The sequence below is a fragment of the Streptosporangium sp. NPDC053982 genome (assembly GCF_055585205.1).
Genome location: NZ_JBVJKQ010000003.1, coordinates 19,842 through 43,324, shown reverse-complemented (window position 1 = coordinate 43,324; position 23,483 = coordinate 19,842). Strand labels below are relative to the sequence as shown.

General features: G+C 70.5%; 20 protein-coding genes and 1 pseudogene. 13 read left to right on the top strand and 8 right to left on the bottom strand.

Annotation, left to right across the window (positions count from 1 at the left end; genetic code table 11):
• The first annotated feature begins 144 nt into the window (after positions 1-144).
• Genes ACZ6W9_RS05590 through ACZ6W9_RS05575 form a run of 4 tightly spaced genes read left to right on the top strand, consistent with a single transcriptional unit; the run spans position 145 to position 3,899 of the window.
• The gene (locus ACZ6W9_RS05590) at positions 145-1,113 is read left to right on the top strand and encodes a branched-chain amino acid ABC transporter permease (protein WP_389954501.1); all 969 of its coding nucleotides are present in this window, start codon (positions 145-147) and stop codon (positions 1,111-1,113) included.
• Positions 1,110-2,258: a branched-chain amino acid ABC transporter permease gene (locus tag ACZ6W9_RS05585; RefSeq protein ID WP_362943442.1), complete on the top strand. Its 1,149-nt coding sequence runs from the start codon at positions 1,110-1,112 to the stop codon at positions 2,256-2,258. Before ACZ6W9_RS05590 ends, ACZ6W9_RS05585 begins: the two co-directional genes overlap by 4 nt.
• A complete protein-coding gene (locus tag ACZ6W9_RS05580; RefSeq protein WP_470116779.1) occupies positions 2,255-3,079 on the top strand; it encodes an ABC transporter ATP-binding protein in 825 nt (274 codons plus the stop codon). Before ACZ6W9_RS05585 ends, ACZ6W9_RS05580 begins: the two co-directional genes overlap by 4 nt.
• Positions 3,069-3,899: an ABC transporter ATP-binding protein gene (locus ACZ6W9_RS05575; protein WP_389954497.1), complete on the top strand. Its 831-nt coding sequence runs from the start codon at positions 3,069-3,071 to the stop codon at positions 3,897-3,899. Before ACZ6W9_RS05580 ends, ACZ6W9_RS05575 begins: the two co-directional genes overlap by 11 nt.
• A gap of 65 nt (positions 3,900-3,964) precedes the next feature.
• On the opposite strand, the gene ACZ6W9_RS05570 is transcribed toward ACZ6W9_RS05575, so the two are convergent.
• Positions 3,965-4,534, bottom strand: a complete 570-nt coding sequence (locus tag ACZ6W9_RS05570; protein WP_389954494.1) for a DUF4352 domain-containing protein — start codon at positions 4,532-4,534, stop codon at positions 3,965-3,967.
• A gap of 413 nt (positions 4,535-4,947) precedes the next feature.
• Here ACZ6W9_RS05570 and ACZ6W9_RS05565 point away from each other — a divergent pair, with 413 nt between their 5' ends.
• From ACZ6W9_RS05565 to ACZ6W9_RS05555, 3 genes are read left to right on the top strand one after another with little or no spacing between them, the layout of a single operon-like run.
• Positions 4,948-5,814, top strand: coding sequence for an ABC transporter substrate-binding protein (locus tag ACZ6W9_RS05565; protein ID WP_389954491.1), 867 nt, complete (start codon positions 4,948-4,950; stop codon positions 5,812-5,814).
• Between the two features lie 3 nt (positions 5,815-5,817).
• A complete protein-coding gene (locus tag ACZ6W9_RS05560) occupies positions 5,818-6,669 on the top strand; it encodes an amino acid ABC transporter permease (RefSeq protein ID WP_389954488.1) in 852 nt (283 codons plus the stop codon).
• 5 nt (positions 6,670-6,674) lie between these two features.
• The gene (locus tag ACZ6W9_RS05555) at positions 6,675-7,427 is read left to right on the top strand and encodes an amino acid ABC transporter ATP-binding protein (protein WP_362945374.1); all 753 of its coding nucleotides are present in this window, start codon (positions 6,675-6,677) and stop codon (positions 7,425-7,427) included.
• Positions 7,428-7,734: 307 nt separating this feature from the next.
• Here the strand turns inward: ACZ6W9_RS05555 and ACZ6W9_RS05550 are convergent, their stop codons facing one another.
• Positions 7,735-8,079: a PaaI family thioesterase gene (locus ACZ6W9_RS05550; protein ID WP_389956258.1), complete on the bottom strand. Its 345-nt coding sequence runs from the start codon at positions 8,077-8,079 to the stop codon at positions 7,735-7,737.
• A 146-nt stretch (positions 8,080-8,225) separates the two neighbouring features.
• On the opposite strand from ACZ6W9_RS05550, the gene polA reads away from it, so the two are divergent.
• The 6 genes from polA to ACZ6W9_RS05520 all read left to right on the top strand — a co-directional run bounded on the left by polA (position 8,226) and on the right by ACZ6W9_RS05520 (position 16,624).
• A complete protein-coding gene (gene polA, locus ACZ6W9_RS05545) occupies positions 8,226-10,943 on the top strand; it encodes a DNA polymerase I (RefSeq protein WP_389954485.1) in 2,718 nt (905 codons plus the stop codon).
• 245 nt (positions 10,944-11,188) lie between these two features.
• Positions 11,189-12,292 (top strand): polysaccharide deacetylase family protein, encoded by a 1,104-nt coding sequence (locus tag ACZ6W9_RS05540; RefSeq protein ID WP_389956255.1) that lies wholly within the window; start codon positions 11,189-11,191, stop codon positions 12,290-12,292.
• Between the two features lie 239 nt (positions 12,293-12,531).
• Positions 12,532-14,028, top strand: coding sequence for a 30S ribosomal protein S1 (rpsA, locus tag ACZ6W9_RS05535; protein ID WP_389954483.1), 1,497 nt, complete (start codon positions 12,532-12,534; stop codon positions 14,026-14,028).
• 155 nt (positions 14,029-14,183) lie between these two features.
• The gene (locus ACZ6W9_RS05530; RefSeq protein ID WP_389954481.1) at positions 14,184-14,639 is read left to right on the top strand and encodes a GNAT family N-acetyltransferase; all 456 of its coding nucleotides are present in this window, start codon (positions 14,184-14,186) and stop codon (positions 14,637-14,639) included.
• Positions 14,640-14,691: 52 nt separating this feature from the next.
• Positions 14,692-15,306 (top strand): dephospho-CoA kinase, encoded by a 615-nt coding sequence (gene coaE, locus ACZ6W9_RS05525; RefSeq protein ID WP_389954478.1) that lies wholly within the window; start codon positions 14,692-14,694, stop codon positions 15,304-15,306.
• 136 nt (positions 15,307-15,442) lie between these two features.
• Positions 15,443-16,624 (top strand): ArsB/NhaD family transporter, encoded by a 1,182-nt coding sequence (locus ACZ6W9_RS05520; protein ID WP_389954475.1) that lies wholly within the window; start codon positions 15,443-15,445, stop codon positions 16,622-16,624.
• Between the two features lie 114 nt (positions 16,625-16,738).
• Here the strand turns inward: ACZ6W9_RS05520 and ACZ6W9_RS05515 are convergent, their stop codons facing one another.
• From ACZ6W9_RS05515 to ACZ6W9_RS05490, 6 genes and pseudogenes are all read right to left on the bottom strand, one after another.
• Positions 16,739-17,638: an inositol monophosphatase family protein gene (locus ACZ6W9_RS05515; RefSeq protein WP_389954472.1), complete on the bottom strand. Its 900-nt coding sequence runs from the start codon at positions 17,636-17,638 to the stop codon at positions 16,739-16,741.
• A gap of 191 nt (positions 17,639-17,829) precedes the next feature.
• Entirely contained in the window at positions 17,830-18,750 is a 921-nt protein-coding gene (locus ACZ6W9_RS05510; RefSeq protein ID WP_389954469.1) for a CU044_5270 family protein, read from the bottom strand.
• A gap of 22 nt (positions 18,751-18,772) precedes the next feature.
• Positions 18,773-18,907 (bottom strand): annotated as a pseudogene (locus tag ACZ6W9_RS05505) (RNA polymerase sigma factor); the annotation flags it as partial.
• Positions 18,908-19,131: 224 nt separating this feature from the next.
• Positions 19,132-19,905, bottom strand: a complete 774-nt coding sequence (locus tag ACZ6W9_RS05500) for a sporulation protein (RefSeq protein ID WP_389954466.1) — start codon at positions 19,903-19,905, stop codon at positions 19,132-19,134.
• Positions 19,906-20,093: 188 nt separating this feature from the next.
• Positions 20,094-21,386: an SPFH domain-containing protein gene (locus ACZ6W9_RS05495; RefSeq protein ID WP_389954463.1), complete on the bottom strand. Its 1,293-nt coding sequence runs from the start codon at positions 21,384-21,386 to the stop codon at positions 20,094-20,096.
• Positions 21,383-23,101, bottom strand: coding sequence for an SPFH domain-containing protein (locus ACZ6W9_RS05490; RefSeq protein WP_470116778.1), 1,719 nt, complete (start codon positions 23,099-23,101; stop codon positions 21,383-21,385). Before ACZ6W9_RS05490 ends, ACZ6W9_RS05495 begins: the two co-directional genes overlap by 4 nt.
• Positions 23,102-23,483: the final 382 nt, after the last annotated feature.

Genomic DNA, 23,483 nt, shown 5'->3' with positions numbered 1-23,483 from the left:
AGTAGGTAGTCGACGTGCGGGGAGCGGGAGCGCCGAAGTGCGGTCCCGCTCCTCTTGTGCGTCCGGCCGGGTTCACGAGGGCCGGGCCGGTGACGTGGGCTACCGGCAGTGCAGGCGACCCCCGCTGGAAGTGGTAACCCCCAAGTGTTCAGTGACTTCATCAATCAGTTCTGGCCGGCGTCGATCGACGGTCTGGCCTTCGGTTCGATTTATGCTTTGATCGCGCTGGGCTACACGATGGTGTACGGCGTGCTGCGGTTGATCAATTTCGCGCACTCCGAAGTGTTCATGATCGGTACGTTCGGTGCGATGTTCGTCCCGTTCACGTTGGGCATCGACTCGGCGCTCACGGGTGTGGCGCTGGTGGGTGTGATCCTGGCGATGATCGTGGCGGGCATGCTGGCGTCGGCGGGTACGGCGATCGCGCTGGAGCAGGTGGCCTACAAGCCGCTGCGTAAGCGTGGTGCGTCGCGGCTGGCGGCGCTCATTTCGGCGATCGGTGCTTCGATCTTTCTCCAGGAGCTGTTCGCCCTGGTGGTGATTCCAGGGGTGTTCGACCGTCCGGAGCGGGGCCGTATCCAGATGGGTCTGCCCCGGTTGATGGAGCGGTCGGAGCTTTTCTCGATCGCGGGTCACACGGTGCGGGTGGACCAGGTGGTGGTGATCGTCGCGGCGGTCGCCATGATGGTCGCGCTGGACTCGCTGGTGAACCGGACGAAGATCGGCCGTGGTATCCGTGCGACCGCGCAGAATCCGGAGGCGGCCACCCTGATGGGGGTGGACATCAACAACGTCGTCCGGATGACGTTCCTGATCGGCGGCGCGATGGCGGGTGTGGCCGGCGCGCTGTATTTGATCTCGTATGAGAACACGAATTACTACATCGGGTTCCTTTTCGGTATCAAGGCGTTCACCGCGGCGGTGCTGGGAGGTATCGGCAACCTGCGTGGTGCGCTGGTCGGCGGGATCGTGCTGGGTCTGGTGGAGAACTACGGTGCGATCCTCGTCGGTTCCGACTGGAAGCACGTGATCTCCTTCACGATCCTGATCCTGGTCCTGATGTTCCGTCCCACCGGAATCCTCGGTGAATCACTCCAGCAGGCGCGCGCATGAACAAGCAGACTTCCTCGGCGGGTTTCCGCCATCAGTTGAGCCATTTCGGTGACGTCGTGCACGACCGCTGGCTGCGGGCGCCGGGCTGGCAGCGGTGGATCGTGTATCTGCTGCTGATCGTCGCCGCGGTGCTGCTGCCGTCGGAGAGCATCGGCGCGTTCATGTCGCCCGGCACGGACTGGGCGACGATCCTGTTCTTCCCGATCGGCACGTACGTGGTGCTGGCGATCGGCCTGAACGTGGTGGTGGGCCAGGCGGGCCTGCTGGACCTGGGTTTCGTCGCGTTCTACGCGGTGGGCGGCTACGCGATGGCGTTGCTGGGCACCAGGATGGGCTGGGACTTCTGGGTGATCCTGGTGGTGGGCATCGGGATCTGTGCCCTGTCGGGCGTCACGCTGGGCGCTCCGACGCTGCGGCTGCGGGGTGACTATCTGGCGATCGTCACGCTGGGCTTCGGTGAGATCATCCGGATCACGGCCCGTAACACCGATTCGATCGGTGGCCCGACGGGCATCAGCGGCATCCCGCATCCGCCGAACCTCAGCGACACCTTCGAGCTGTTCGGCGTCAAGGTCTTCAAGTACGGCGTGCTGGACCCGAGGCCGTACTACTACCTGCTGGTGGCGCTGGCGGTCGTCGTGATCATCCTGGTGAAGCGGTGGGAGAAGAGCCGGGTCGGGCGTGCGTGGGCGGCGATCCGTGAGGACGAGGACGCGGCCGAGGTGATGGGCGTGCCGACGTTCCGGTTCAAGATGCTGGCGTTCGCGATCGGCGCGTCGATCGGCGGTGCGATGGGTGTGCTGTGGGCGGCGAAGTCGGTGTCGCTGAACCCGAACGACTTCCTGTTCCTGCTGTCGGCGACGATTCTGGCGGCGGTGGTCATGGGCGGCGCGGGCAACCTGCCGGGCGTGATGCTGGGGGCGTTCGTGGTGGCGTGGCTGCCGGAGCGTTTCCGGGAGCTGAAGGACTACCGCATGCTGATCTTCGGTGCGGTGCTCGTGGCATTGATGATCTTCCGTCCGGAGGGGCTGCTGCCGTCCCGGCAGCGTAAGGCGGAGCTGAAGGAGGGCTCCGGCGGGATGGGGACGCTCGGCGCCGAGGTGCCCGGGCCGGAGTCGCATGGTGAGGAGGTGGCCTCCAGGTGAGCACCGAGGTGAGCACTGGGGCGAACGCGGAGGCGGGCCGGGAGGGCCGTCGCGCGCTGCTGGAGCTGCGGGGCCTGACGATGCGGTTCGGCGGCGTCACGGCGCTGAAGGACGTGAACCTGACGGTCGGTGAGGGGGAGATCTTCGCCCTGATCGGCCCGAACGGCGCGGGCAAGACGACGGTCTTCAACGTGGTGACCGGGGTGTACCGGCCCACGGAGGGTCAGGTGCTGTTCGGGGGTGAGAGGATCAGCGGCCTCAAGCGCTTCAAGATCACGAAGCGTGGGGTCGCCCGGACGTTCCAGAACATCCGCCTGTTCCACAACATGACGGCGCTGGAGAACGTGATGGTGGGCTCCGACGTCCACCACCGCGCGGGCATGGTCAGTGTGGCGCTGGGCCTGCCGTGGCACCGGCAGGCCGAGCGGGAGGGCCGGGCGCTGGCGATGGAGCTGCTCGACTTCGTCGGGGTCTCCCATCGGGCGCACGACTACGCCAAGAACCTGCCCTACGGTGACCAGCGGCGGCTGGAGATCGCCCGCGCGCTGGCGACGGACCCGAAGCTGCTGCTGCTGGACGAGCCGGCCGCGGGCATGAACCCGGCGGAGAAGATCGCGTTGCAGCAGCTGATCCGGGACATCCGGGACGCCGGCCGGACGATTCTGATCATCGAGCACGACATGAGCCTCATCATGGGCATCAGCGACCGCATCGCGGTGCTGGACTTCGGCCAGAAGATCGCCGACGGGCTGCCGGATGAGGTGCGGAACGACCCTCGGGTCGTCGAGGCGTATTTGGGGGCTCCCGCAGATGCTTCTTGAAGTCAAGGACATCCACGTCCACTACGGCAAGATCGAGGCCCTCAAGGGCATCTCGGTCGAGGTGAACGAGGGCGAGATCGTCACGCTCATCGGGGCGAACGGGGCGGGCAAGACCACGACCCTGAAGACGATCTCGGGCCTGCGGGGCCTGACGTCGGGCAGCGTCGTCTTCGACGGCAAGGACATCTCCAGGATGCCGGGCCACAAGCGGGTCGCGGCGGGCCTGGGGCAGGCCCCCGAGGGCCGCGGCGTCTTCCCCGGCATGACGGTGCACGACAACCTGCTGATGGGCGCCTACACCCGCTCGGGTGACTTCTCCGCGGACCTGAAGGAGGTCTACGAGCTGTTCACCCGGCTGGCGGAGCGCCGCAACCAGATGGCGGGCACGATGTCCGGCGGTGAGCAGCAGATGCTCGCGATCGGCCGCGCGCTGATGGCCAAGCCGAAGGTGCTGCTGCTGGACGAGCCGTCGATGGGCCTGGCGCCGCTGATGGTCCAGCAGATCTTCTCCATCATCGAGGAGATCAACCGCCGGGGCACCACGGTGCTGCTGGTGGAGCAGAACGCCCAGCAGGCGCTGAAGCTGGCGCACCGGGCGTATGTGCTGGAGACCGGAAAGGTGGTCAAGAGCGCGCCCGCGGCCGATCTGCTGAACGACCCGGCGGTGCAGGCCGCCTACCTCGGTGGCGGTCTGGGGCACGACGCGGCGGAGGAGCCGGTCGTGTCCGGGGAGCCGGCGGCGGAGGAGCGGGCCGTGCCCGAGCGGACGTCCGGGGAGCCGGTCGTGCCCGGGGAGCGGCGCGACGCGCCGGAGGCGTGACGTCCCGCCGGGCCCGCGGTGCGGGCCCGGCCGTGGCTCGCTGAACCCCGGAGGTCTTCCGGGGTTCAGCGGAGCGGCACCTCGGCGCCCTCGGTGGTGCCGCCCACGCCGAGCGGCGGGTCGCCGTACAGGCGGATGCCGGTGACCCGGTCGTCCTTGGGGATGTCGAACCAGAGGTCCATCTCGATCCTGACCTCGGCGCCGAGGGGCAGGGTGTCGGGCTGGCGTTTGATGGCCTGGGCGAAGGCGTCGACGGTGTGGGCGGCGCCGTCCGCGGTGAGGAGCCGCTGGCGTTTGGCGTCGAACCGGGAGTTGGTGCGGCCGGGGTTCTCGGCGACGATCCGCACGACCACGTATTGGCCCTTGGCCTGCCACTCGCCGTGGCTGCCGACGAAGCCGGCGAGGCCGGTCTGCAGGCCGATGACCTGGAAGCGGGTGTCGCCGTCGGTGACCGGGGCGGCGTGCACGGCCCGTTCGCCCGGCCGTACGTGGCGGGGCGGCAGGTCGTAGGCGGGCGCGGGGGAGGCGCTTCGGGCGGCGGTCGCCGCCGGGGCGGCCGTGTCGGTCGTGGAGCAGCCGGAGAGCAGGAGCACGGCCAGCGCGGCACCGGTGAACGCGGTTGGGGGGTTGCGCACATCGGGCAACGTAACCGAGGCGGTCGCGGAGATCAATGCGTCTGGCGCGGGCGCGGAGAGCGGCGGCGGGGTCGTGGGTCCCGGCCCGCGTCCGCCGATCGGTCCGCCCGGTGGAGGTGTGTGAAGAGGGACACACCGCTCTGAAGTGCGAATATAGTTCGTTTACATTGTTCTGGGGCGCGGCCTGACCGGTCGCCGTCCTCGTAGGCCGGCGTGAAACCGGGCGTTGGCCATCGGATGAAGGAGGCGCCGGGGTCGATGTCCGGACAGGGCGGCGATCAGGCGGCTCCGAGCGTGACTGTTGTCCGAATTGTGTCGTATCAGTGATCTGCATGGCCATGCGGCTGGGAAAGCATTCCCAGCACTGAGGTATGTGTTTTCAGGATGCGACATCGATCCGTGAGGAGGCCGTTGTGGGCCTGAGTTCTGTTCTCCGCCGTCGGACGCTGGCGGTGGGCGCCATGGTCGTCGCCGGCGCGCTCGGCCTGTCGGCCTGTGGGAGTGACGGTGGCGACACCACCGCGTCGAGCGGGGGCGCCTCGTCGAACGCGTCCGCCGCGGGCGGCGGCGTCAAGGTGGTCAAGCCCGGCAAGCTGACCGTCTGCACCAACCTTCCCTATGAGCCCTTCCAGTTCAAGCAGGGCGACAAGACCGTCGGGTTCGACGTCGACATCATGGACCTGGCGGCCAAGAAGCTCGGCCTGACCCAGGACATCGTGGACATCGACTTCGCCGTCATCAAGAGCGGCGCGGCGATGGCGACCGGCAAGTGCGACGCGGCAGCGGCCGGCATGACGATCACGCCGGAGCGCAAGGCCAACATCGACTTCTCCGAGCCCTACTTCGACGCCACCCAGGCGCTGCTCGCCAAGAAGGGCGCCGGCGCCAAGACGCTGGAGGAGGTCAAGGCCAAGAACCTGCGGCTCGGCGCGCAGGCGTCCACCACGGGCCTCGACTACGTCAAGAAGCAGGGCCTCGACCCCAAGGAGTTCGCCGACTCGCCCAAGGAGCTGCTGGGCCTGCAGTCGGGCCAGGTCGATGTGATCGTCCAGGACCTGCCGGTCGTGCTGACCTGGCTGAAGAAGCCGGAGATCGCCGACAAGTTCGAGCTGGTCGCCAGCCTGGACACCGGCGAGCAGTACGGCATCGGCCTGAAGAAGGGCGCCGACCCGACCCTGCTGAAGACCATCAACGAGGCGATCGCCACCGCCAAGTCGGACGGCACCTACGACCAGATCTTCATGAAGTGGTTCGGCAAGAAGCCCGGAGAGCTCGGCTGATCCATGACCGACCATCTCACCACGGCTGAGCCGCCCCCTCCGGCCGGAACCCCCTCCGGCCGGACGGGCCTCAGCCCCCGTAAGAAGCAACGGATCAGCCGGGCCGTCCAGTACGTCGTGCTGGTGGCCCTGGTGGTCTTCCTCGCGCTGCGCATCGAGTGGGGTCCGCTCGGCCAGAACTTCGCCAAGGGCGAGGTCGCCCGGGAGATGTTCCCGGACCTGTTCACGGTCGCGCTGAAGAACACGATCATCTACTCGGTGGGCGGCTTCGTCTTCGCCTTCCTGCTGGGCCTGGTGTTCGCCCTGATGCGGATGTCGTCGGTGCGCCCCTACCGGTGGATCGCCGTCGCCTACATCGAGATCTTCCGTGGGCTGCCCGCACTGCTGATCTTCCTGCTCATCCTGTTCCTGCCGCTGGCGCTGCCGGGCTTCGAGGTCCCGGGCGGCACCTACGGCCAGGGCATCCTGGGCCTGACGATCGTCGGCTCGGCGTACATGGCCGAGACGCTCCGGGCGGGCCTGCAGGCCGTACCCAGGGGGCAGATGGAGGCGGCCCGCTCGCTGGGCATGTCGCACGCCAGGGCCATGGTCAGCATCGTCATCCCGCAGGCCGTGCGGATCGTGATCCCGCCGACGACCAACCAGTTCGTGTCCCTGCTCAAGGACTCCTCGCTGGTGCTGTTCCTCGGCGTGTCCGGCGAGTACGTCGAGCTGACGAAGTTCGGGAACGACACGGCCTCCACCTACGCCAACGCCACCCCCATCCTGGTGGTCGGCATCACGTACCTCCTGGTCACCATCCCGCTGGGCTACCTCGCCTCGCGGCTGGAGCATCGTCAGATGAAGGGACGGTGAGCGGGATGGAGCACGCGGTCGAGATCCGCGACCTGCACAAGTCGTTCGGCAGCCTTGAGGTCCTCAAGGGCATCGACTTCTCCGTCGAGCCCGGCCAGGTCGTCTGCGTCATCGGCCCCTCCGGGTCGGGCAAGTCGACGCTGCTGCGGTGCGTGAACCTCCTGGAGCAGCCCACCTCCGGCCGGGTGGTCCTGGAGGGCATCGAGATGACCGACCCCGACGTCGACCTCGACGCGGCCCGGCGCCGGGTCGGCATGGTCTTCCAGCAGTTCAACCTGTTCCCGCACATGACGGCGCTGCAGAACGTGATGATCGCCCAGCGGCGGGTGCTCAAGCGCGGCAGGGCCGAGGCCGAGCGGGTCGCCCGGGAGAACCTGGAGAAGGTCGGCATCGCCGAGAAGTGCGACGCCTACCCGGCGCAGTTGTCCGGCGGCCAGCAGCAGCGGGTGGCCATCGCCCGGGCGCTGGCCATGGACCCGGCGCTGATGCTCTTCGACGAGCCCACCTCGGCGCTGGACCCCGAGCTGGTGGGGGACGTGCTGACGGTCATGCGCAAGCTGGCCGAGGAGGGGATGACGATGCTCGTGGTCACCCACGAGATGGCGTTCGCCCGCGACGTCGCCGACCGGGTGGTCTTCATGGACGGCGGCGTGATCGTCGAGGACGGCCCGGCCGCCCAGGTGATCGGCGATCCGCAGCAGGAGCGCACCAAGTCGTTCCTGCGGCGGGTGCTGGACCCGACCCACACCGACGTCTGAGGGATCTCTCGCGGCCCGCACCCCGGGGTGCGGGCCGCGGGCCGTTCCCGGGGCCCGGGGGAGGCCTTTGGCGCCGTGCAGAGCTTCCCCGACCCTGCGCGTTTTCTACTCGGCCTCCCCGCGGGCACCGCTGTCACCCACCGTAGCGACCCATGTGCCGATAGTGCAAAGACGTGCGGCCCGGATCCGGCCTCGCAACGTAAAGGATCGGCGGTCTCCCGGCCTGGAACGAGGCGGAGGCCGTACCGGGGACGGCGCGGAGGCCGTATGGGGGGGCGGCGCGGAGGCCGTATGGGATCAGCGGTCGTCAGCGGTCGCGCAGCACGCAGGTCAGGCGTGAGGTGCACACCAGGCGGTCCTGCTCGTCGGTGATCCGGATGTCGTAGGTGGCCAGCGTGCGGCCGCCGTGGATCCGGGTGGCGACACCGGTGACGTGGCCGGAGGTGGCCGAGCGGTGGTGGGAGGCGTTGATCTCCACGCCCACCGCGTACCGGCCGGGCCCGGCGAACAGCGCCGCCCCGGTCGAGCCGAGGGTCTCGGCCAGCACGCAGGAGGCGCCGCCGTGCAGCAGGCCGTACGGCTGGACGTTGCCCTCGACCGGCATCCGCCCGATCACCCGGTCCGGGCCGGCCTCGGTGATCTCGATGCCCATCCGGTCGACCAGGGTGCCTGCGTGGTTCGCGCCGAGCTGCTCCCGCAGGCGGCGGGCGATCTCCTCGGGGTCTGTCAGGGTCAAGGGGATGTCTCCTGTCGTGCCGGCTCCGGTTTTCTGTCGCACCAGGAGACTAGGCTTCTGGTGTGCCGAAGAACGAAGCGACCCCCTCTCGTCCGTGTCTGCTGCTGCTGGACGGTCACTCCCTGGCCTACCGGGCGTTCTACGCCCTGCCGGAGGAGAACTTCTCCACGACGACCGGGCAGACGACCAACGCGGTCTACGGTTTCACGTCGATGCTGGTCAACGTGCTCCGTGACGAGCAGCCCACGCACGTGGCGGTCTGCTTCGACCGGTCGGAGCCGACGTTCCGGCACGAGGAGTACACCCCCTACAAGGCCAACCGCAGCGCGAGCCCCGACAGTTTCCGCAGTCAGATGAGCCTGATCCACGAGATGCTCGACGCGCTGCGGATCCCGCACCTGTCGCTGCCGGGATACGAGGCCGACGACCTGATCGCCACGCTCGCCGTCCGCGCCGCCGACCAGGGGATGAGCGTGCTGGTCGTCACCGGCGACCGTGACGCGCTGCAGCTCGTCGACGACCGGATCACGGTGCTGATGACCCGGGTCGGGATCAGCAACATGACGAGGTTCACGCCCGAGGTCGTCGAGGAGAAGTACGGCCTCACCCCGGTCCAGTACCCCGACTTCGCCGCGATCCGCGGCGACAACAGCGACAACCTCCCCAACATCCCGGGCGTGGGGGAGAAGACCGCCGCCAAGTGGATCCGCGAGTTCGGGTCGCTGGAGGAGCTGGTGAACCGGGTCGACGAGGTCGGCGGCAAGGTCGGCGAGAAGCTGCGGGCCCACCTCGACCAGGTGCTGCTCAACCGCCGTCTCACCCAGCTGCTGCGCGACGTGCCGCTGGAGCACGAGGTCGGGGCGCTGACGATCGGCCGGTGGGACCGCGAGGAGATCGACAAGATCCTCGACACGCTGGAGTTCCGCGGCGAGATCCGCGACCGGCTGTTCAAGACGCTCGGCGCGGCCGAGGCCGAGACCGCGGGCGGCGAGGCGTTCGAGGCCGACGTCGTACGGCTCGGCCCCGACGAGGTCGCCGCCTGGCTCGCGGGGCTGCCCGCCGGCCCGGGTCACCGCGCGGGCCTGGCCTTCACCGGCTCCTACGCCAAGGGCACCGGCCGCCTGGACGGCGTCGCGATCGCCGTTCCGGGCGACGGCGCGCCGGGCCGCGCGGCCTTCGTCGATCCGGCGGCGCTCACCGAGGCCGACGAGGCGGCGCTGCGGGCGTGGCTGGCCGACGAGTCGGCGGCCAAGGCCGTCCACGACGCCAAGGGGCCCATGCTGGCGCTGTGGGCGCAGGGGATGGAGCTGCGCGGCCTGACGTGCGACACGGCGCTGGCGGCCTACCTCGCCATGCCGGGCCAGCGGGCCTTCCCGCTGGAGGACCTGGCGCGCTCCTACCTCCACCGGGAGCTGCGCGGCCAGGCCGACGACGGCGGCCAGGCGAGCCTGTTCGACGACCAGGAGGAGGAGGCCGCCCGCGACCTGGGCCTGCGGGCGCTGGCCGTCGCCGAGCTGGCCGACGCGCTGGAGGCGTTCCTGGAGACGCGCGGCGGCGCCGGCCTGCTGCGCGACGTGGAGCTGCCGCTGGTGGGCGTGCTGGCCGAGATGGAGCGGGCCGGGATCGCCGCGGACGGCGCCCACCTCGGCCGGTTGGAGGCCGAGTTCGGCGCCGCGGTCAAGCAGGCCGTGGAGGCGGCGCACGCCTGCGTCGGCGAGCAGTTCAACCTCGGCTCGCCCAAGCAGCTGCAGGAGATCCTGTTCGTCAGGCTCGGGCTGCCCAAGACGAAGAAGACCAAGACGGGCTACACCACCGACGCCGACGCGCTGGCCTGGCTGGCCACCCAGACCGAGCACGAGCTGCCGACGATCATGCTCCGCCACCGCGACCAGGCCAAGCTCAAGGTCACCGTCGAGGGGCTGATCAAGGAGGTGGCCGATGACGGGCGGATCCACACCACCTTCAACCAGATCGTCGCGGCCACCGGGCGGCTCAGCTCCGAGAAGCCCAACCTGCAGAACATCCCGATCCGCACCGTGGAGGGCCGCCGGATCCGGCAGGGCTTCGTGGTCGGCTCCGGCTACGAGACGCTGCTGACGGCCGACTACAGCCAGATCGAGCTGCGGATCATGGCGCACCTGTCCGGCGACGAGTCGCTGATCGCGGCCTTCGAGTCGGGCCACGACTTCCACCAGGCCACCGCCGCGCGGGTGTTCGACATCGCCCCCGGCGAGGTCAACGGGGAGATGCGCGCCAAGATCAAGGCGATGAACTACGGCCTGGCCTACGGCCTGTCCGACTACGGGCTGTCGGCGCAGCTGAACATCCCGGTGGCCGAGGCCAGGGGCCTGAAGGAGGAGTACTTCCAGGAGTTCGGCGGCGTCCGCGACTTCCTCAACGCGATCGTCGCGCAGGCCCGGCACGACGGCTACACCGAGACCATCCTGGGCCGCCGCCGCTACCTCCCCGACCTCAACAGTGACAACCGCCAGCGTCGCGAGATGGCCGAGCGGATGGCGCTCAACGCCCCGATCCAGGGGTCGGCGGCCGACATCATCAAGGTCGCCATGCTGGGCGTGCACCGCGCGGTCGAGGAGGCCGGGCTGCGGTCGCGGATGCTGCTCCAGGTCCACGACGAGCTCGTGTTCGAGGTGGCCCCCGGAGAGCTCGACACGCTGCGCGAGCTGGTCGTCGGCCGGATGAACGCCGCCTACTCCCTGCGGGTGCCGCTGGAGGTCTCGGTGGGCGTCGGGCGCACCTGGGAGGACGCCGGCCACTGAGCCCCGGCCACTGAGCCCCGGCCACTGAGCCCCGGCCACTGAGCCCCGGCCACTGAGCCCCGGCCGCGAGGACGGCCCGGGCCGTGAAGCGGAGCCGATCGCCGTTCAGCGCGCCGGGCCCCGGCTGCGAGGATCGTCCGGCCCGCCCGGCCCGTCCGGATCTGCTCTAGGGTGGGTCGTCGAGCCGACATCTTCGACGTCACGGGGGTTTCGTGCGGAGTCTGACGCCGTTCGCACAGATCATCATGTTGGTGAACGTGCTGGTGGTGGCCGTCGCGGTGGTGGTGCTCCTGGTGCTGCCCCCGGCGCCCACCCCGGTCGCCGACTGGACGAGGGGCCGGGCCGCGGATTCGCCGTCCGCCACGCCCGGCCCCTCGGGGCCCCCGGGCTCCGCGAGCTCCGCGGAGTCCGCCCTGCCGTCGGTGGAGCTGCCGCCGCCCGTCCCGGCCACCCCGGAGTTCGCCCGGCAGGTCGGGGCGAACGAGGCCGGGATGGTCCCGGTGCTGATGTACCACCGGATCGTCGCCAAGCGCGCCGCCTCCATCGACCGCACGCCCGCCCAGCTGCGCAAGGAGCTGGAGAGGCTCGCCGCCGACGACTACGTGCCGGTCACCGCGCGCGAGTTCGTCGCCGGACGGATGGACATCCCGGCCGGCAAGCACCCGGTCGTGCTGACCTTCGACGACGGCCACGCCAGCCACTTCGCGCTGGACGGCTCCGGCATGCCGGCCAAGGACACCGCGGTCGGGGTCATCTACGACGTCGCCAGGAGGCACCCCGGCTTCCGCCCGGTGGCGACCTTCTGGGTCAACCGCGAGCCGTTCGGGCTGCGCGCGGAGAAGGACCAGAAGCGCGCGGTGGGCTGGCTGACCTCCCACGGGTTCGAGGTCGCCAACCACACCTGGCGCCACCCCTACCTGCCCGCCATGCCGAAGAAGAAGATCGCCGAGCAGCTCGCGCGGACCGAGCGGCTGCTCGGCCGGCTCGGCGCGGGGCCGTCGGAGACGATGGCGCTGCCCTACGGCGCGATGCCGCGCAAGAGGTCCCTCGTGCAGTCCGGCAAGTGGGACGGCGTCGAATACCGGTTCAAGGGCGTCTTCCTGGCCGGGGCGCAGCCGTCGGAGTCGCCGTTCACCAAGGGCTACGACCGGCGGGCCATCCAGCGGATCCAAAGCAACGGCAAAAAAGGCGAATGTCGTCGATGGTGCTCGCAGTACTGGCTGGAGTGGTTGCACGACCACCCCGGGCGGCGCTACACCGCCGACGGCGATCCGGCCCGCATCTCCGTTCCCAAGGGACTTCGCGGTAAGATCAGTTCTCCGAACAGGGGGCGGGTGATCGTCTACTGAGCGAGCCCGATCACGGTCCGGATCAGCTGATTTCCGGTCCTGACCCCCGGCGTGTCGTGCCCCCGGATTGACCGGGCTCGTCTGGTCTCATATGCTGATCGCTGCGCTGTGGGCTCGTGCGTGTCTCGGACCGAGTGGGCTCGCGCTCGATCAGACCGACGCCAGTTCGGCCGATCGATAAGAGGCCTGCTGCGTGTTCGCCACATCGACATCTGTCCGCGTTCGGAGCACTTCCACACATGACGAGCAGCACTGAGGCCACCTCGAGCACCCCGCAGGTAGCGGTCAACGACATCGGGTCCGAGGAAGAGTTCCTCGCAGCGATCGACCTGACCATCAAGTACTTCAACGACGGCGACATCGTCGAGGGCACCGTCGTCAAGGTCGATCGAGACGAAGTTTTGCTCGACATCGGCTACAAGACCGAGGGCGTCATCCCCTCGCGTGAGCTCTCGATCAAGCATGATGTCGATCCGGCGGATGTCGTCGAGGTTGGCGAGCACGTCGAGGCGCTCGTCCTCCAGAAGGAGGACAAGGAAGGCCGTCTGATCCTGTCCAAGAAGCGCGCTCAGTACGAGCGGGCCTGGGGCACGATCGAGAAGATCAAGGACGAGGACGGCATCGTCACCGGCACCGTCATCGAGGTCGTCAAGGGTGGTCTCATCCTCGACATCGGCCTCCGTGGCTTCCTGCCGGCGTCCCTGGTCGAGATGCGCCGTGTCCGCGACCTGCAGCCGTATGTCGGTCGCGAGCTCGAGGCGAAGATCATCGAGCTCGACAAGAACCGCAACAACGTGGTCCTGTCCCGCCGCGCCTGGCTGGAGCAGACCCAGTCCGAGGTTCGCCAGACGTTCCTCAACACCCTGCAGAAGGGTCAGGTCCGCAAGGGCGTCGTCTCCTCGATCGTCAACTTCGGTGCGTTCGTCGACCTCGGCGGCGTCGACGGTCTGGTGCACGTCTCGGAGCTGTCCTGGAAGCACATCGACCACCCCTCCGAGGTCGTCGAGGTCGGCCAGGAGGTCACCGTCGAGGTCCTCGACGTCGACATGGAGCGCGAGCGGGTCTCCCTGTCGCTCAAGGCGACGCAGGAGGACCCCTGGCAGCAGTTCGCCCGGACCCACCAGATCGGCCAGGTCGTTCCCGGCCGGGTCACCAAGCTGGTGCCGTTCGGTGCGTTCGTCCGGGTGGAGGAGGGCATCGAGGGCCTCGTCCACATCTCCGAGCTGGCCGAGCGTCACGTCGAGATCCCCGAGCAGGTCGTCACGGTCGGCGAGGAGATCTTCGTCAAGATCATCGACATCGACCTCGACCGTCGCCGGATCTCCCTGTCGCTCAAGCAGGCGAACGAGTCCGCGATGGGCGCCGACGTCGAGTTCGACCCCACGCTGTACGGCATGGCGGCGACCTACGACGACCAGGGCAACTACATCTACCCCGAGGGCTTCGACTCCGAGACCGGCGAGTGGCTCGAGGGCTACGACAAGCAGCGCGAGGAGTGGGAGCGGCAGTACGCCGAGGCCCAGAACCGCTTCGAGGCGCACAAGCGCCAGATCGAAGAGGCTCGCAAGGCCGACGCCGAGGCCGAGGCCGCTCCGACGACCTACACCGGTGAGACCCAGTCCGCCGGTTCGGGCGGCGGCAGCAGCAGCAGCTCCTCCGCTCCGGCGGCCGGCGCTCTCGCCTCCGACGAGGCTCTCGCCGCTCTGCGCGAGAAGCTCGCCGGCGGTCAGAGCTGACACCGGTCCCGCGGGGCGCACGCCCTGAGCGAGTGATGTGAGGAAGGACCCCGCTTCGGCGGGGTCCTTTTTCACGTTCCGGCCGCCTGATCCCGTTCCGGACCGGGGGAGGCCCGTGCCCGCCGTACGGTACGCGGTGCCGTAGGGTGGCGGCCGTGACCGTGATCGAACGGGCCGGGCCCGGGGACGCCGGAGAGATCCTGACCGTGCAGCGCGCCGCCTACGTCAGCGAGGCCCAGCTCTACGGCGATCCGTTCATCCCGCCGCTGGTGGAGTCGGCCGAGCAGGTCCGCGTGGCCGTCGAGACCGGTGTCGTCCTCGTCGCCCGCCGGGAGCGCAGGATCGTCGGCGCGGTCCGCGGGAGGATGTCCGGCACCACCTGCCTGGTCGGCCGCCTCGTGGTCGCCCCCGACGTCCAGAGGCGCGGCGTCGGAGGGTCCCTGCTCGCCGCGCTCCACGGCGACGCCTCTTCCGCCCTGGCGTTCGACCTGTTCACCGGGCACCTGTCCGAGGGCAACCTGCGGCTCTACCGCCGCCACGGCTACCGCGAGACCGGCAGGGAGCGGATGAGCGACCACCTGACCCTGGTCCACATGCGCCGCGAGCTCTGAGGCGCCGGACCGGAGTCCTGGCGGGCGGGCCGTACCGCGTATGCTGCGGATCATGCTGAAGGTGGGACTCACCGGTGGGATCGGATCCGGCAAGAGCGAGGTGGCGCGGCGGCTGGCGGCCCTGGGCGCCGTGGTGATCGACGCCGACCGGATCGCCCGGGAGGTGGTCGAGCCCGGCACGGAGGGACTCGCCCGGATCGTCGAGGTCTTCGGAACGGAGATCCTCCGCCGGGACGGCGCCCTCGATCGGGAGAGGCTCGGCTCCATCGTCTTCTCCGACTCAGGGAGGCTGGCCGCCCTCAACGGCATCGTGCACCCGCTGGTCGGCGCGCGCGTCGCCGAGCTGCAGGACCGGGCGGCGGAGGAGGCGATCGTGGTCTACGACGTCCCGCTGCTGGCGGAGAACGGCCTCGCCCCCATGTACGACGTGGTCATCGTGGTGGACGCCGCCGACGATGTGCGTCTCGCCCGCCTGCTGGAGCTCCGTGGCATGACCGAGCGGGACGCGCGGGCCCGCATCGCCGCCCAGGCGACCCGCGAGGACCGGCTGAAGATCGCCGACATCGTCGTGCCGAACGACGGGACGCTGGAAGAGCTGCAGGCCAGAGCCGAAGAGGTGTGGGCCGAGCTGTCGGCCCGCTCCGGCCGGGGCGTGCGTCCGAGATGAGCGGAGCCGATCGCCGGGGACCGGTGGCCGGGAAGAACAGGTCCGTGTGTGATCAGCCGGTGTCATTCCGCCTTCACCCGGCCCCCGGGCCAGGGGCGAAGTGTGATCTCGGCCCACTTCGTGGATCGTGGCCGCCGTGCTGCGGAGACTGAGTGTTCTGGACCGGATTCGGATCGGCCTGCTGGCGCTGGGCCTCCTGTCCGTCCTGACCGGCCTGCTGCCCGCCGGGGACGCCCGGGCCGAGCTGACGCGGATCGCACCCGTCCTGCTGTTCCTCGGCGCGGTGATCGTGATGGCCGAGCTCGTCAAGGAGGCCCAGGTCTTCGACGTGATCGCGGCGAGACTGGCGGCGGCCGGGCGCGGGAACCACGCGGCGCTGTTCCTGCTGTGCACCGCCTTCGCCGCCCTGGTCACCATGTTCCTCAACCTCGACACGACCGCCGTGCTGCTCACACCCGTCATGCTCGCCCTGGCGGCCAGGAGCGGCATCGCCGCGCTGCCACTGGCCATGACCACCGTCTGGCTGGCCAACACCGCGAGCCTGCTGCTGCCGGTGTCGAACCTCACGAACCTTCTCGCCATGGATCGCCTGGGCATGTCCACCAAGGAGTTCGCCGGGCGGCTCTGGCTGCCGCAGGCCGTCTCGATCGCGGTCACCATGGTCTTCCTGTGGGTGTTCTTCTGGCGGCGCGGCCGCCGCGGCGCCGACCGCTACGTCCCGCCCGGCCCCGTCCCGGTCGCCGACCCGCTGCTGTTCCGCATCGCGGCCACGGTGTGCGCGCTGTTCATCGCCGCGCTTCTGCTGGAACTGCCGATCCAGCTCGTCTCCCTCTCCGCGGCGGTGCTGATGGTCGCCGCCTTCGCCTGGCGCGACCGCTCCAAGCTCACCTTCGCCCTGTTCCCCTGGCAGCTCCTGGTCTTCGTCACCGGCCTGTTCCTGGTGGTGCCCACCCTGAGCCGGTACGGCCTGGCCGGCCTGATGGGCGCGCTGACCGGTACGGCGGGCGACGCCGCCGGCGCCTACCGGGCGGCGGCCACCGGCGGCGGGCTGGCCAACCTGATCAACAACCTGCCCGCCTACACCGCGGTGGAGAAGGTCATCCCGGCGGGCGACCGCGACCGGCTCCTCGCCCTGCTCATCGGCGCCGACGTCGGGCCGCTGATCACCCCCTGGGCGTCGCTGGCCACCCTGCTGTGGTTCGAGTGGTGCCGCCGCCGCGCGGTGCGGGTGCCACCGCTGACGTTCGTGCTGGCCGGGGCCGGACTGGCGGTGACCGGGGTGGCCGCCGCCGTGGCCGCGCTCCTGCTCACCGCCTGACGCCCGCGAACCGCCTGCCTCCCGCGAACCGCCCCCGGTGACGGACCACGATCGGGACCGCGGCCGCCGCGGCACTCACGGCGTTCAGGCTCGTTCCTGGTTTCCTCCGGACGGTCAGGACGTGACCCCGGGGACGGCCCCGACCTCCTCCAGCAGTTCCTCCTGCAGTCCGGCCCGCCCGGCGACGAAGTCACATACGCTCCCGTCCAGTGGAACGCGGTCGAACGGTGCGCCGTCGAAGCCGCTGACCACCGCCCCGGCCTCCTGAGCGATCAGCAGGCCGCCCGGCAGGTCGACGACCCCGGTCCGGTGGCCGACGATGCCGTCGATGTCCCCCCGGGCCAGCATCGCCCAGGCGAGCAGCGGGGCCCACAGCCGCAGTACCCGGCGGGCGCGCAGATCGAGCGCCGCCTTCAGCGCCGTGGCCACGGGGTCGCCGCGGCGCACGCCGTACCCCTGGATCCAGGCCAGCACTGGACCGGAACGACCGGGCCGGTAAGGCGGAGCCGCCAGCGGGCCCGCCGGGCCGACCGCGCCCCGGCCCCGCACGGCCGACCAGGTACGGCCGGTCACCGGCTCGTGCACGACCCCCAGCTCGGGACGCCCGCCGCGGCACAGAGCCAGGCCCACCGCGTACAGCGGCAGGCCGATCGCCACGTTGTTGGTGCCGTCGAGCGGGTCGATGACCCACGTCCACTCCGACCCGGCCTCACCCAGCGCGCCTGCCTCCTCTGAGATCACCGCGTGCCCGGGGAACGCCGAAAGGACCCGGCCGATCAGCAGCCTCTCCGACACCAGGTCCAGGTCGGTGACCACATCGCCGTCGTCTCCCTTGGGATTGACCACGAGGGCCGCCTGGGTGCCCTCGGTGATCAGCCGGCCGGCCGCCCCCGCGGCGTCGACGGCGACCCGGCGGGCGTGCTCCAGATCCGGCGGCGCGACGGCGCGGTCCTCGCCCCGCTCCGCGGTCTCGCCCGGTTCACCGCTCCGCGCGGCCGATGCCTCTGTCGTCATAGCAGGACCGTATCCCGCCGCCCTCCGGGCACGGAACGGTGCGGAACCCCCGGCTCCGGCCGGACATCGGCCCCCGCTCCGGCCTGACCGGCGCCCAACCGCCTACGACCCTCGCCGAGAGCGGACGCATCCGGGACGGTCGGCGTGAGACCGGTGCCCGGCCGGTCCCACGCCCCTCACCGGGCCGGACCTCAGCCGGTCGAGGGCGGGGACGGTTCGGCGTCGGTCCAGCCGGACTCCAGCACCACGGTGGCCCGGTCACCCTTCCGCGGCACTCCGGTGTCTTCGGCGGTCAGCACCTTGGAGGTGCCGGGATCGATGATCAATTTATTCCGGGAGGGCAGGCCCTCCCGGATCGGGAAGGTCACGGCGACCCCCGGCCGCCCCTGCGGGTCGGTGGCCCGGCCTTCGATCCGCACCGCGGGCAGTGTCGCCAGCGCCTGGTAGGCGGCACCGCGCACCTGCGGGGAGACGGGCAGGTGATACAGGAGTTCGGCCAGGACGGAGGGCAGGCCGTCCTCCACCGAACCGGCGAAGTCCTGATCACTGCGGATCGCGTCGGCGGCTCGCTTCTTCAGCGCCTCGGGATCCGCGGGAAGCGCCTCGATCTCCTTCAGCGTCAGGGGCAGGGCACTCCAGTAGAGCTTCCGCCGTCCCTTGAGCGGGGTGAGCGTGCCCTCGCCGGGCGAGGTGGAGTAGACGCCGCCATCCGGTCCCATCTCCCATTCGGCCGGCGAGCCGTCCCTGCGCCACGCCTCCGTGTCGAGAGGGGTGGCGGCCAGCTGCCTGCGGCCCATCCATCTGCGGCCGTCCTTGGCCACCCAATCCTCCGAGAGGTAGGTGGTTTTGAGCCGGTAGGCGTCGCCGCTTTCGCCGTACGGCCCCGCCGACCCCACGTATAGCTCCCGAAGGCGCCAGTAGGCCCCTTCCGGGGCGGCTTGGGCCTTGGCGGCGGCGGCCAGCAGAATCGACGTTCCCTGCAGGGCGGTGACACCGGTGACCGCAGGAGAGGGCGAGGAGGCGGGGACGGCCTGGCCGAGGAGGACCACCGCGGCGGCCGCGGCCGCCGCGAGCCCGAGGGCACCGGCCTGCCACCGCGGGCGCCTCCTCACCTTCGGGAACGTCATCGATACGCCGCCAGGCGGTGAGGAACGTCTCGGAGATGACGTCGGCCGTGTCGTCGGGGGAGCGGATACGACGGGCGGCGTACTGATGTATCGCCGGGTGGTACGCGTCATAGACCGCCTCGAAGCGATCTCGGTGTGTCACAGGATCTCCTTGCCGAAAGGTGCCGGACACCTGGTGAATGTCCGGCACCTTTTGGAATGTGGCAGATCACTGTGAGCGGTTCGCGCCACGGGCCCCGCCATCGAAAAGCCCCACCGGAGCCGATGACCTGGTGAGGCGCGGAATCCCGGACACGCGGGCCGCGCGATCGGAACGGCCTGCCTCGCGCCCCTCCCGGAGCCTCGGGCCGTAGCCGGTGTGGGCGGTCAGAACCAGCCGCGCCTGCGGGCCATCGCCTCCAGCCCCGCGCGCAGCGACTGCTCCACCTGGCCCGGATGGTCGCCGTGGCGGACCGTGAACCGGTCGTAGGTGTCGCCGCCGGACGACAGGAACCCGCCGCGCCTGTCGGCCTCCAGGATGACGTCCATCGAGTGCGGCCCGGTGATGAACGTCAGCTCCAGCTCGCTGAAGTGCCGGCCGTACTCGTGGCCCGCGTGGTACTCGATCTCCTGGAAGAACGGCATCCGCGAGCCGCGCAGCGTGCCGCGCTCCAGGTCGGCCTTCTTGAAGTGGAAGCCCATCCGGCTCAGCGCGCCGAGCACGTTGTCCTGGGCGGGCAGCGGGTTGACGAACAGCGGGTCGAGGTCGCCCTTGTCGAGCGCTCCGGCCAGGGCCAGCTCGGTGGCCACGCCGAGCCGCATGCCGCGCAGCGGGTGGCCGCCGACGGCGCTGATCGGGGTCTCCCACGGGACGGCGATCTCGAACGGCGCCGAGTGGGACGCGCCCGCCGCGAGCTGGAACGGCCCGGCCACCTGCTCGCGCAGGAAGCTGTAGGTCGCGTGGTGCTCATTGTCGCCGCTCTCGACCTCGACGACCGCGGTGAAGTCGATGAAGATGCCCTCGACCTGGTGGTCGGAGCCGCCGCCGCGGAAGTCGACCCGCCCGCGCAGGACCTCACCGGGACGGACGTGGGAGTTCTGCAGGATCGTGTCGACTTCGACGCCCGCGCCGAACGCGGCCATCAGCTTGCGGAAAACCATGGGGACTCCCCGGTTGGTGTCTGATCTGAGATGGGAAGCGCCCGTTCGGGCGCGTGGTCGGGATGGGTGCGGGGGGAACACGCCTGGCCGGGAGGCGTATGGCCGGGACGGGCGAGGGGCCGGACGCCCCGGCTGATCCCGGCCGGGCCGGGGCGGGGTCCGGCCGGGCCGGGCCTGCCGGGACGGGCTCAGCCGGGCCGGCCGGACGGCCAGGCCTGGCCGTCCGCGCCGTTCCCGTTCCCGTTTCCGTTCGCGCCGCCGCCGTCGCCGATGCCACCGAGCCGCGGCAGGAGCTGGGCCAGGAGCATCGTGGACAGCGCCGACGACTCGCCGGACGTGCCGTCGGTTCGGACCACCAGGGGACGCGGGGCGCTCTCGGCGAGCCTGGCCCCCACGTCGAGGCGGCGGCGGGCCAGCTCGTACTGGAGCACGGCCCGGTTGTCGCGGTAGGAGTCGGCCAGCCTGCGCAGCCCTCGGGCCTCGTTCTCGGCGGAGGTGAGCTCGGCCCGCCCCTTGGCCTCGATCTCCCAGCGCACCCGCTGCGCCTCGGTCTCGTGCTCCTCCAGCATGCGGGCGACGTCCTTGCGGGCGGTGTTGGCGGCGGCCCGCACCTCCACGATCCGCGCGTCCCGCGTCTTCTTGGCGCGCTCGATCTCCATCAGCAGCGTGTCGATCCGCCGCTTGCGGGTGAGCTCCCACTCCCGCTCGAACGCCGACAGCTCCTTGGCGACCTTCTCGCGGGTGGCCAAGTGCTGCTGGTAGGCGTCGGGCAGCTGCACGTCGGGGATGTTGGCGCCGGTGATCCGCACGCCGTACCGGCCGAGCTGACGGGTCAGCAGCTCCTGCATGTCACCGACGTCGGACCCGCGCAGGTCGTAGGCGCGCTCGGTGTGCACCCTGCGGCTGCGCTGACGGATGGCGTCCTGTACGGCGCTGCTCAGCACCAGGTCGAAGTTGCTCGCCCCGATCGTCCGGACGAAGGCCACCGGGTCGACGATGCGGAACTTCAGGAAGAACTCGATCGACTTCAGCGGCACGTTCTCCGCGGTCGGGCAGGCCACGATCGGCGCCGAGTAGGGGATCTCGGTGGAGGTGTCCACCACCGCGTCCACCCGGTCCCACGGCAGCCACAGGTAGTGGCGGCCCGGGGGCAGGGTGCCGGTGACCGCGCCCCAGCGGCTGCGCACGCCGGTGGTGCCCTCCTCGATCTCGATGATCGCCCGCCGCCACACCCACACCAGCGTGACCAGCAGCAGGACCACCGCGCCCACCGCGGCCAGGAAGGAGATCACCCCGTCGGCGAGCACCGCCGTGCCGGCGAGGTAGAGGGCGGCGAACAGCAGCGTCAGCCAGGCGAAACCGCGGCGGTCCTTGGGGATGACCACCGGGACCAGCCGGCCGGACTCGCCGCCGCGCAGCAGCTGGCGGATCTCCGACCAGGAGGCCAGGGATTCCTTGATCTTGGAGAACTCGGCGCTCATCGCACGTCCTCACCTTCCCGGGCCGCCGGCCCGTCCTGCGCCCCGGCCGCCCGGAGCGCCCGCCCCGGCGGTTCCGCCTGCTCAGGCCGCGCCGTCTGTACCGGCTGCGGTGTCTGTGGTGTCCCGCCGGTCGGTCCCGCCGTACCGATTCCGCCGGTCGTTCCGCCCGCACCGGCGCCGCCGGCCTCCGAGGCCGGGTTCAGCAGCGCGGCGATCTCCGAGCCGCGCTCCTCGACCCTCCTGCCGATCTCGGTGACGCGCGCCCTGATGGCCGCCATGTCCTCCTCGGAGAACAGCTGCGTCTCGCGGCTGCCGACGAGCTGCCTGGCCAGGGCCAGCAGGTCGATGTCGGGCCGCTCGCCCACCTGCACCATCCGGGGCAGGTGCGCCGCCACGGCCTCCAGCTTGTCGAGCAGGTCCTGCTGGAACCGGTAGTCCAGGATCTCCGGCGCCTGGGCCGCGCTCAGCGCCCGGATGTCCAGCGCCTGCGCCTCCAGCAGCGCCGCGTTGGCCTTGGCGGTGGACTCCGCCTCCACCAGCCGCTGGCCCGCCTGCGCCTTGGCCTGGTAGGAGGCGCGCTCCAGCGCGGTGTCCATCCGGGCCTGGTAGCCGGCGATCTCGGCCTGGATCGCCGACAGCTGCTCCTGCAGCCCGGCGAGCTCCCTGACGATGTCGCCCTCGTTCTGCTCCTTGCGCAGCTGCAGCTCGTACTCGTAGGTGTAGGCCTCCTTGGCCACCCTGATCATCTCGGGGGCGGCGAGGTCCATCCGGTATTCCTGGCTCGTCGGCTCGGCGTGCGTGATGTTCACGTCGGTGAGCCGTACGGCGGGCAGGAACTGCTGGTTGAGGGTGTCCAGCATGCCCAGGGTGCTCTCGCCGACCAGGTCGTAGATCTCCTCGGCGCGCTGGGAGTAGATGAGGGAGCGGGTGACCTCGCTGATGGCGTTCTGCAGCTTGGCCTGGAAGCCGCTGACCGAGCCGAGGACGAAGATGAACTCGGCCGGGTCCTCGATGCGGAACTGCAGGAACAGGTCGACGCTCGCCTTGACGCCCTGCTGCGTCGGGGCCTCGCTGATGGGCGCGTTGAAGGGGTACTCGCGGGTGGTGTTGACGATGTAGCTGACCCGCTTCCACGGGTTGAACAGCGTCACCCGGCCCGGCTCGGCGATCTGCACGAGCTTGCCGAACTTGGTGATCAGCGCCTTGGCGCCCTCGGGGACCATGACCACGCTGCGCCGCCACCACAGGAACGCGGCGGCCAGCACCAGGACCAGCCAGTAGTGCAGGCCGAACAGCACCCGTGCGCCGTCCGGCAGCCCGGTGGCCACCAGCCCGGCCAGGCCGAGGACGGCCAGGACCACCAGCGGAATGACCACCCGCGCCGTCGTCCCCTTGGGGATCACCACCGGCGAGATCACGTGGGCCGGCCGGCCGTCCGGTCCCGCCGCGGCGAAGCTCCGGCCGAGGATCTCACCGGCCTCTGTCAGTGAGGCGCTGCGGGCCTCGATGACCGTCCCCGTGGAGATGTCCTGGTCGCGGGCCGCGGCGAAGTCGGACGGGTCGAGCGCGAAGCCCTGCTCGCCGGGCCCCTGGCCGGTGAACCGGCCCGCGAGCCGGCCCACGGCCTGGCCGGCCATCTGGCGTGGGTCGCCTCCCTGTCCTATCGCCTGGGCGGCCGCCGTGGCGGTCCGCATGACCTGTTGTGACCGGGACATCTGACCTCCGGGAGGTAGTCGTACTAGATAGTCCGATATATCAGTCTTCGCGAGCTTTTGTCCGGCGCATTGAGCCGGGGAAGCCGGATGGCGAGGCCGTACCCGGAAGTGAAGTCCACCGGGCTTGACGTCGGCTTGCCGCCGGATTGAACCGGATCGAAGCCGCCCGGCCCACCCCGGAGGCCACCCGCCGACCCCGCGCCCCCGTCCCTCGCCCCCGCCCGTCCGGACGTTTTCTTTACACCTTCTTTACGCCCAACGTGCCCGGCGGGCCGAAGGTGCCCGTACGGCCGGACGGATTGCGCTCGTTCCGCCCGCGCGCCGGGATCCCCCCGTGCCGTGGAGGAGAACGCCGGGGAGCGAGGCCGGCCGTACGGCCGGA

Bases quoted from the DNA above. Each gene is read 5' to 3' on its own strand.
- ACZ6W9_RS05550 (WP_389956258.1), bottom strand. From the start codon at position 8,079: ATGGGCATCGAGATCACCGAGGCCGGCCCGGACCGGGTGATCGGGCGG.
- ACZ6W9_RS05490 (WP_470116778.1), bottom strand. From the start codon at position 23,101: ATGTCCCGGTCACAACAGGTCATGCGGACCGCCACGGCGGCCGCCCAG.
- ACZ6W9_RS05495 (WP_389954463.1), bottom strand. From the start codon at position 21,386: ATGAGCGCCGAGTTCTCCAAGATCAAGGAATCCCTGGCCTCCTGGTCG.
- ACZ6W9_RS05555 (WP_362945374.1), top strand. From the start codon at position 6,675: ATGGAGCACGCGGTCGAGATCCGCGACCTGCACAAGTCGTTCGGCAGC.
- ACZ6W9_RS05585 (WP_362943442.1), top strand. From the start codon at position 1,110: ATGAACAAGCAGACTTCCTCGGCGGGTTTCCGCCATCAGTTGAGCCAT.
- ACZ6W9_RS05575 (WP_389954497.1), top strand. From the start codon at position 3,069: ATGCTTCTTGAAGTCAAGGACATCCACGTCCACTACGGCAAGATCGAG.
- ACZ6W9_RS05560 (WP_389954488.1), top strand. From the start codon at position 5,818: ATGACCGACCATCTCACCACGGCTGAGCCGCCCCCTCCGGCCGGAACC.
- ACZ6W9_RS05515 (WP_389954472.1), bottom strand. From the start codon at position 17,638: ATGACGACAGAGGCATCGGCCGCGCGGAGCGGTGAACCGGGCGAGACC.
- ACZ6W9_RS05540 (WP_389956255.1), top strand. From the start codon at position 11,189: ATGTTGGTGAACGTGCTGGTGGTGGCCGTCGCGGTGGTGGTGCTCCTG.
- ACZ6W9_RS05500 (WP_389954466.1), bottom strand. From the start codon at position 19,905: ATGGTTTTCCGCAAGCTGATGGCCGCGTTCGGCGCGGGCGTCGAAGTC.
- coaE (WP_389954478.1), top strand. From the start codon at position 14,692: ATGCTGAAGGTGGGACTCACCGGTGGGATCGGATCCGGCAAGAGCGAG.
- rpsA (WP_389954483.1), top strand. From the start codon at position 12,532: ATGACGAGCAGCACTGAGGCCACCTCGAGCACCCCGCAGGTAGCGGTC.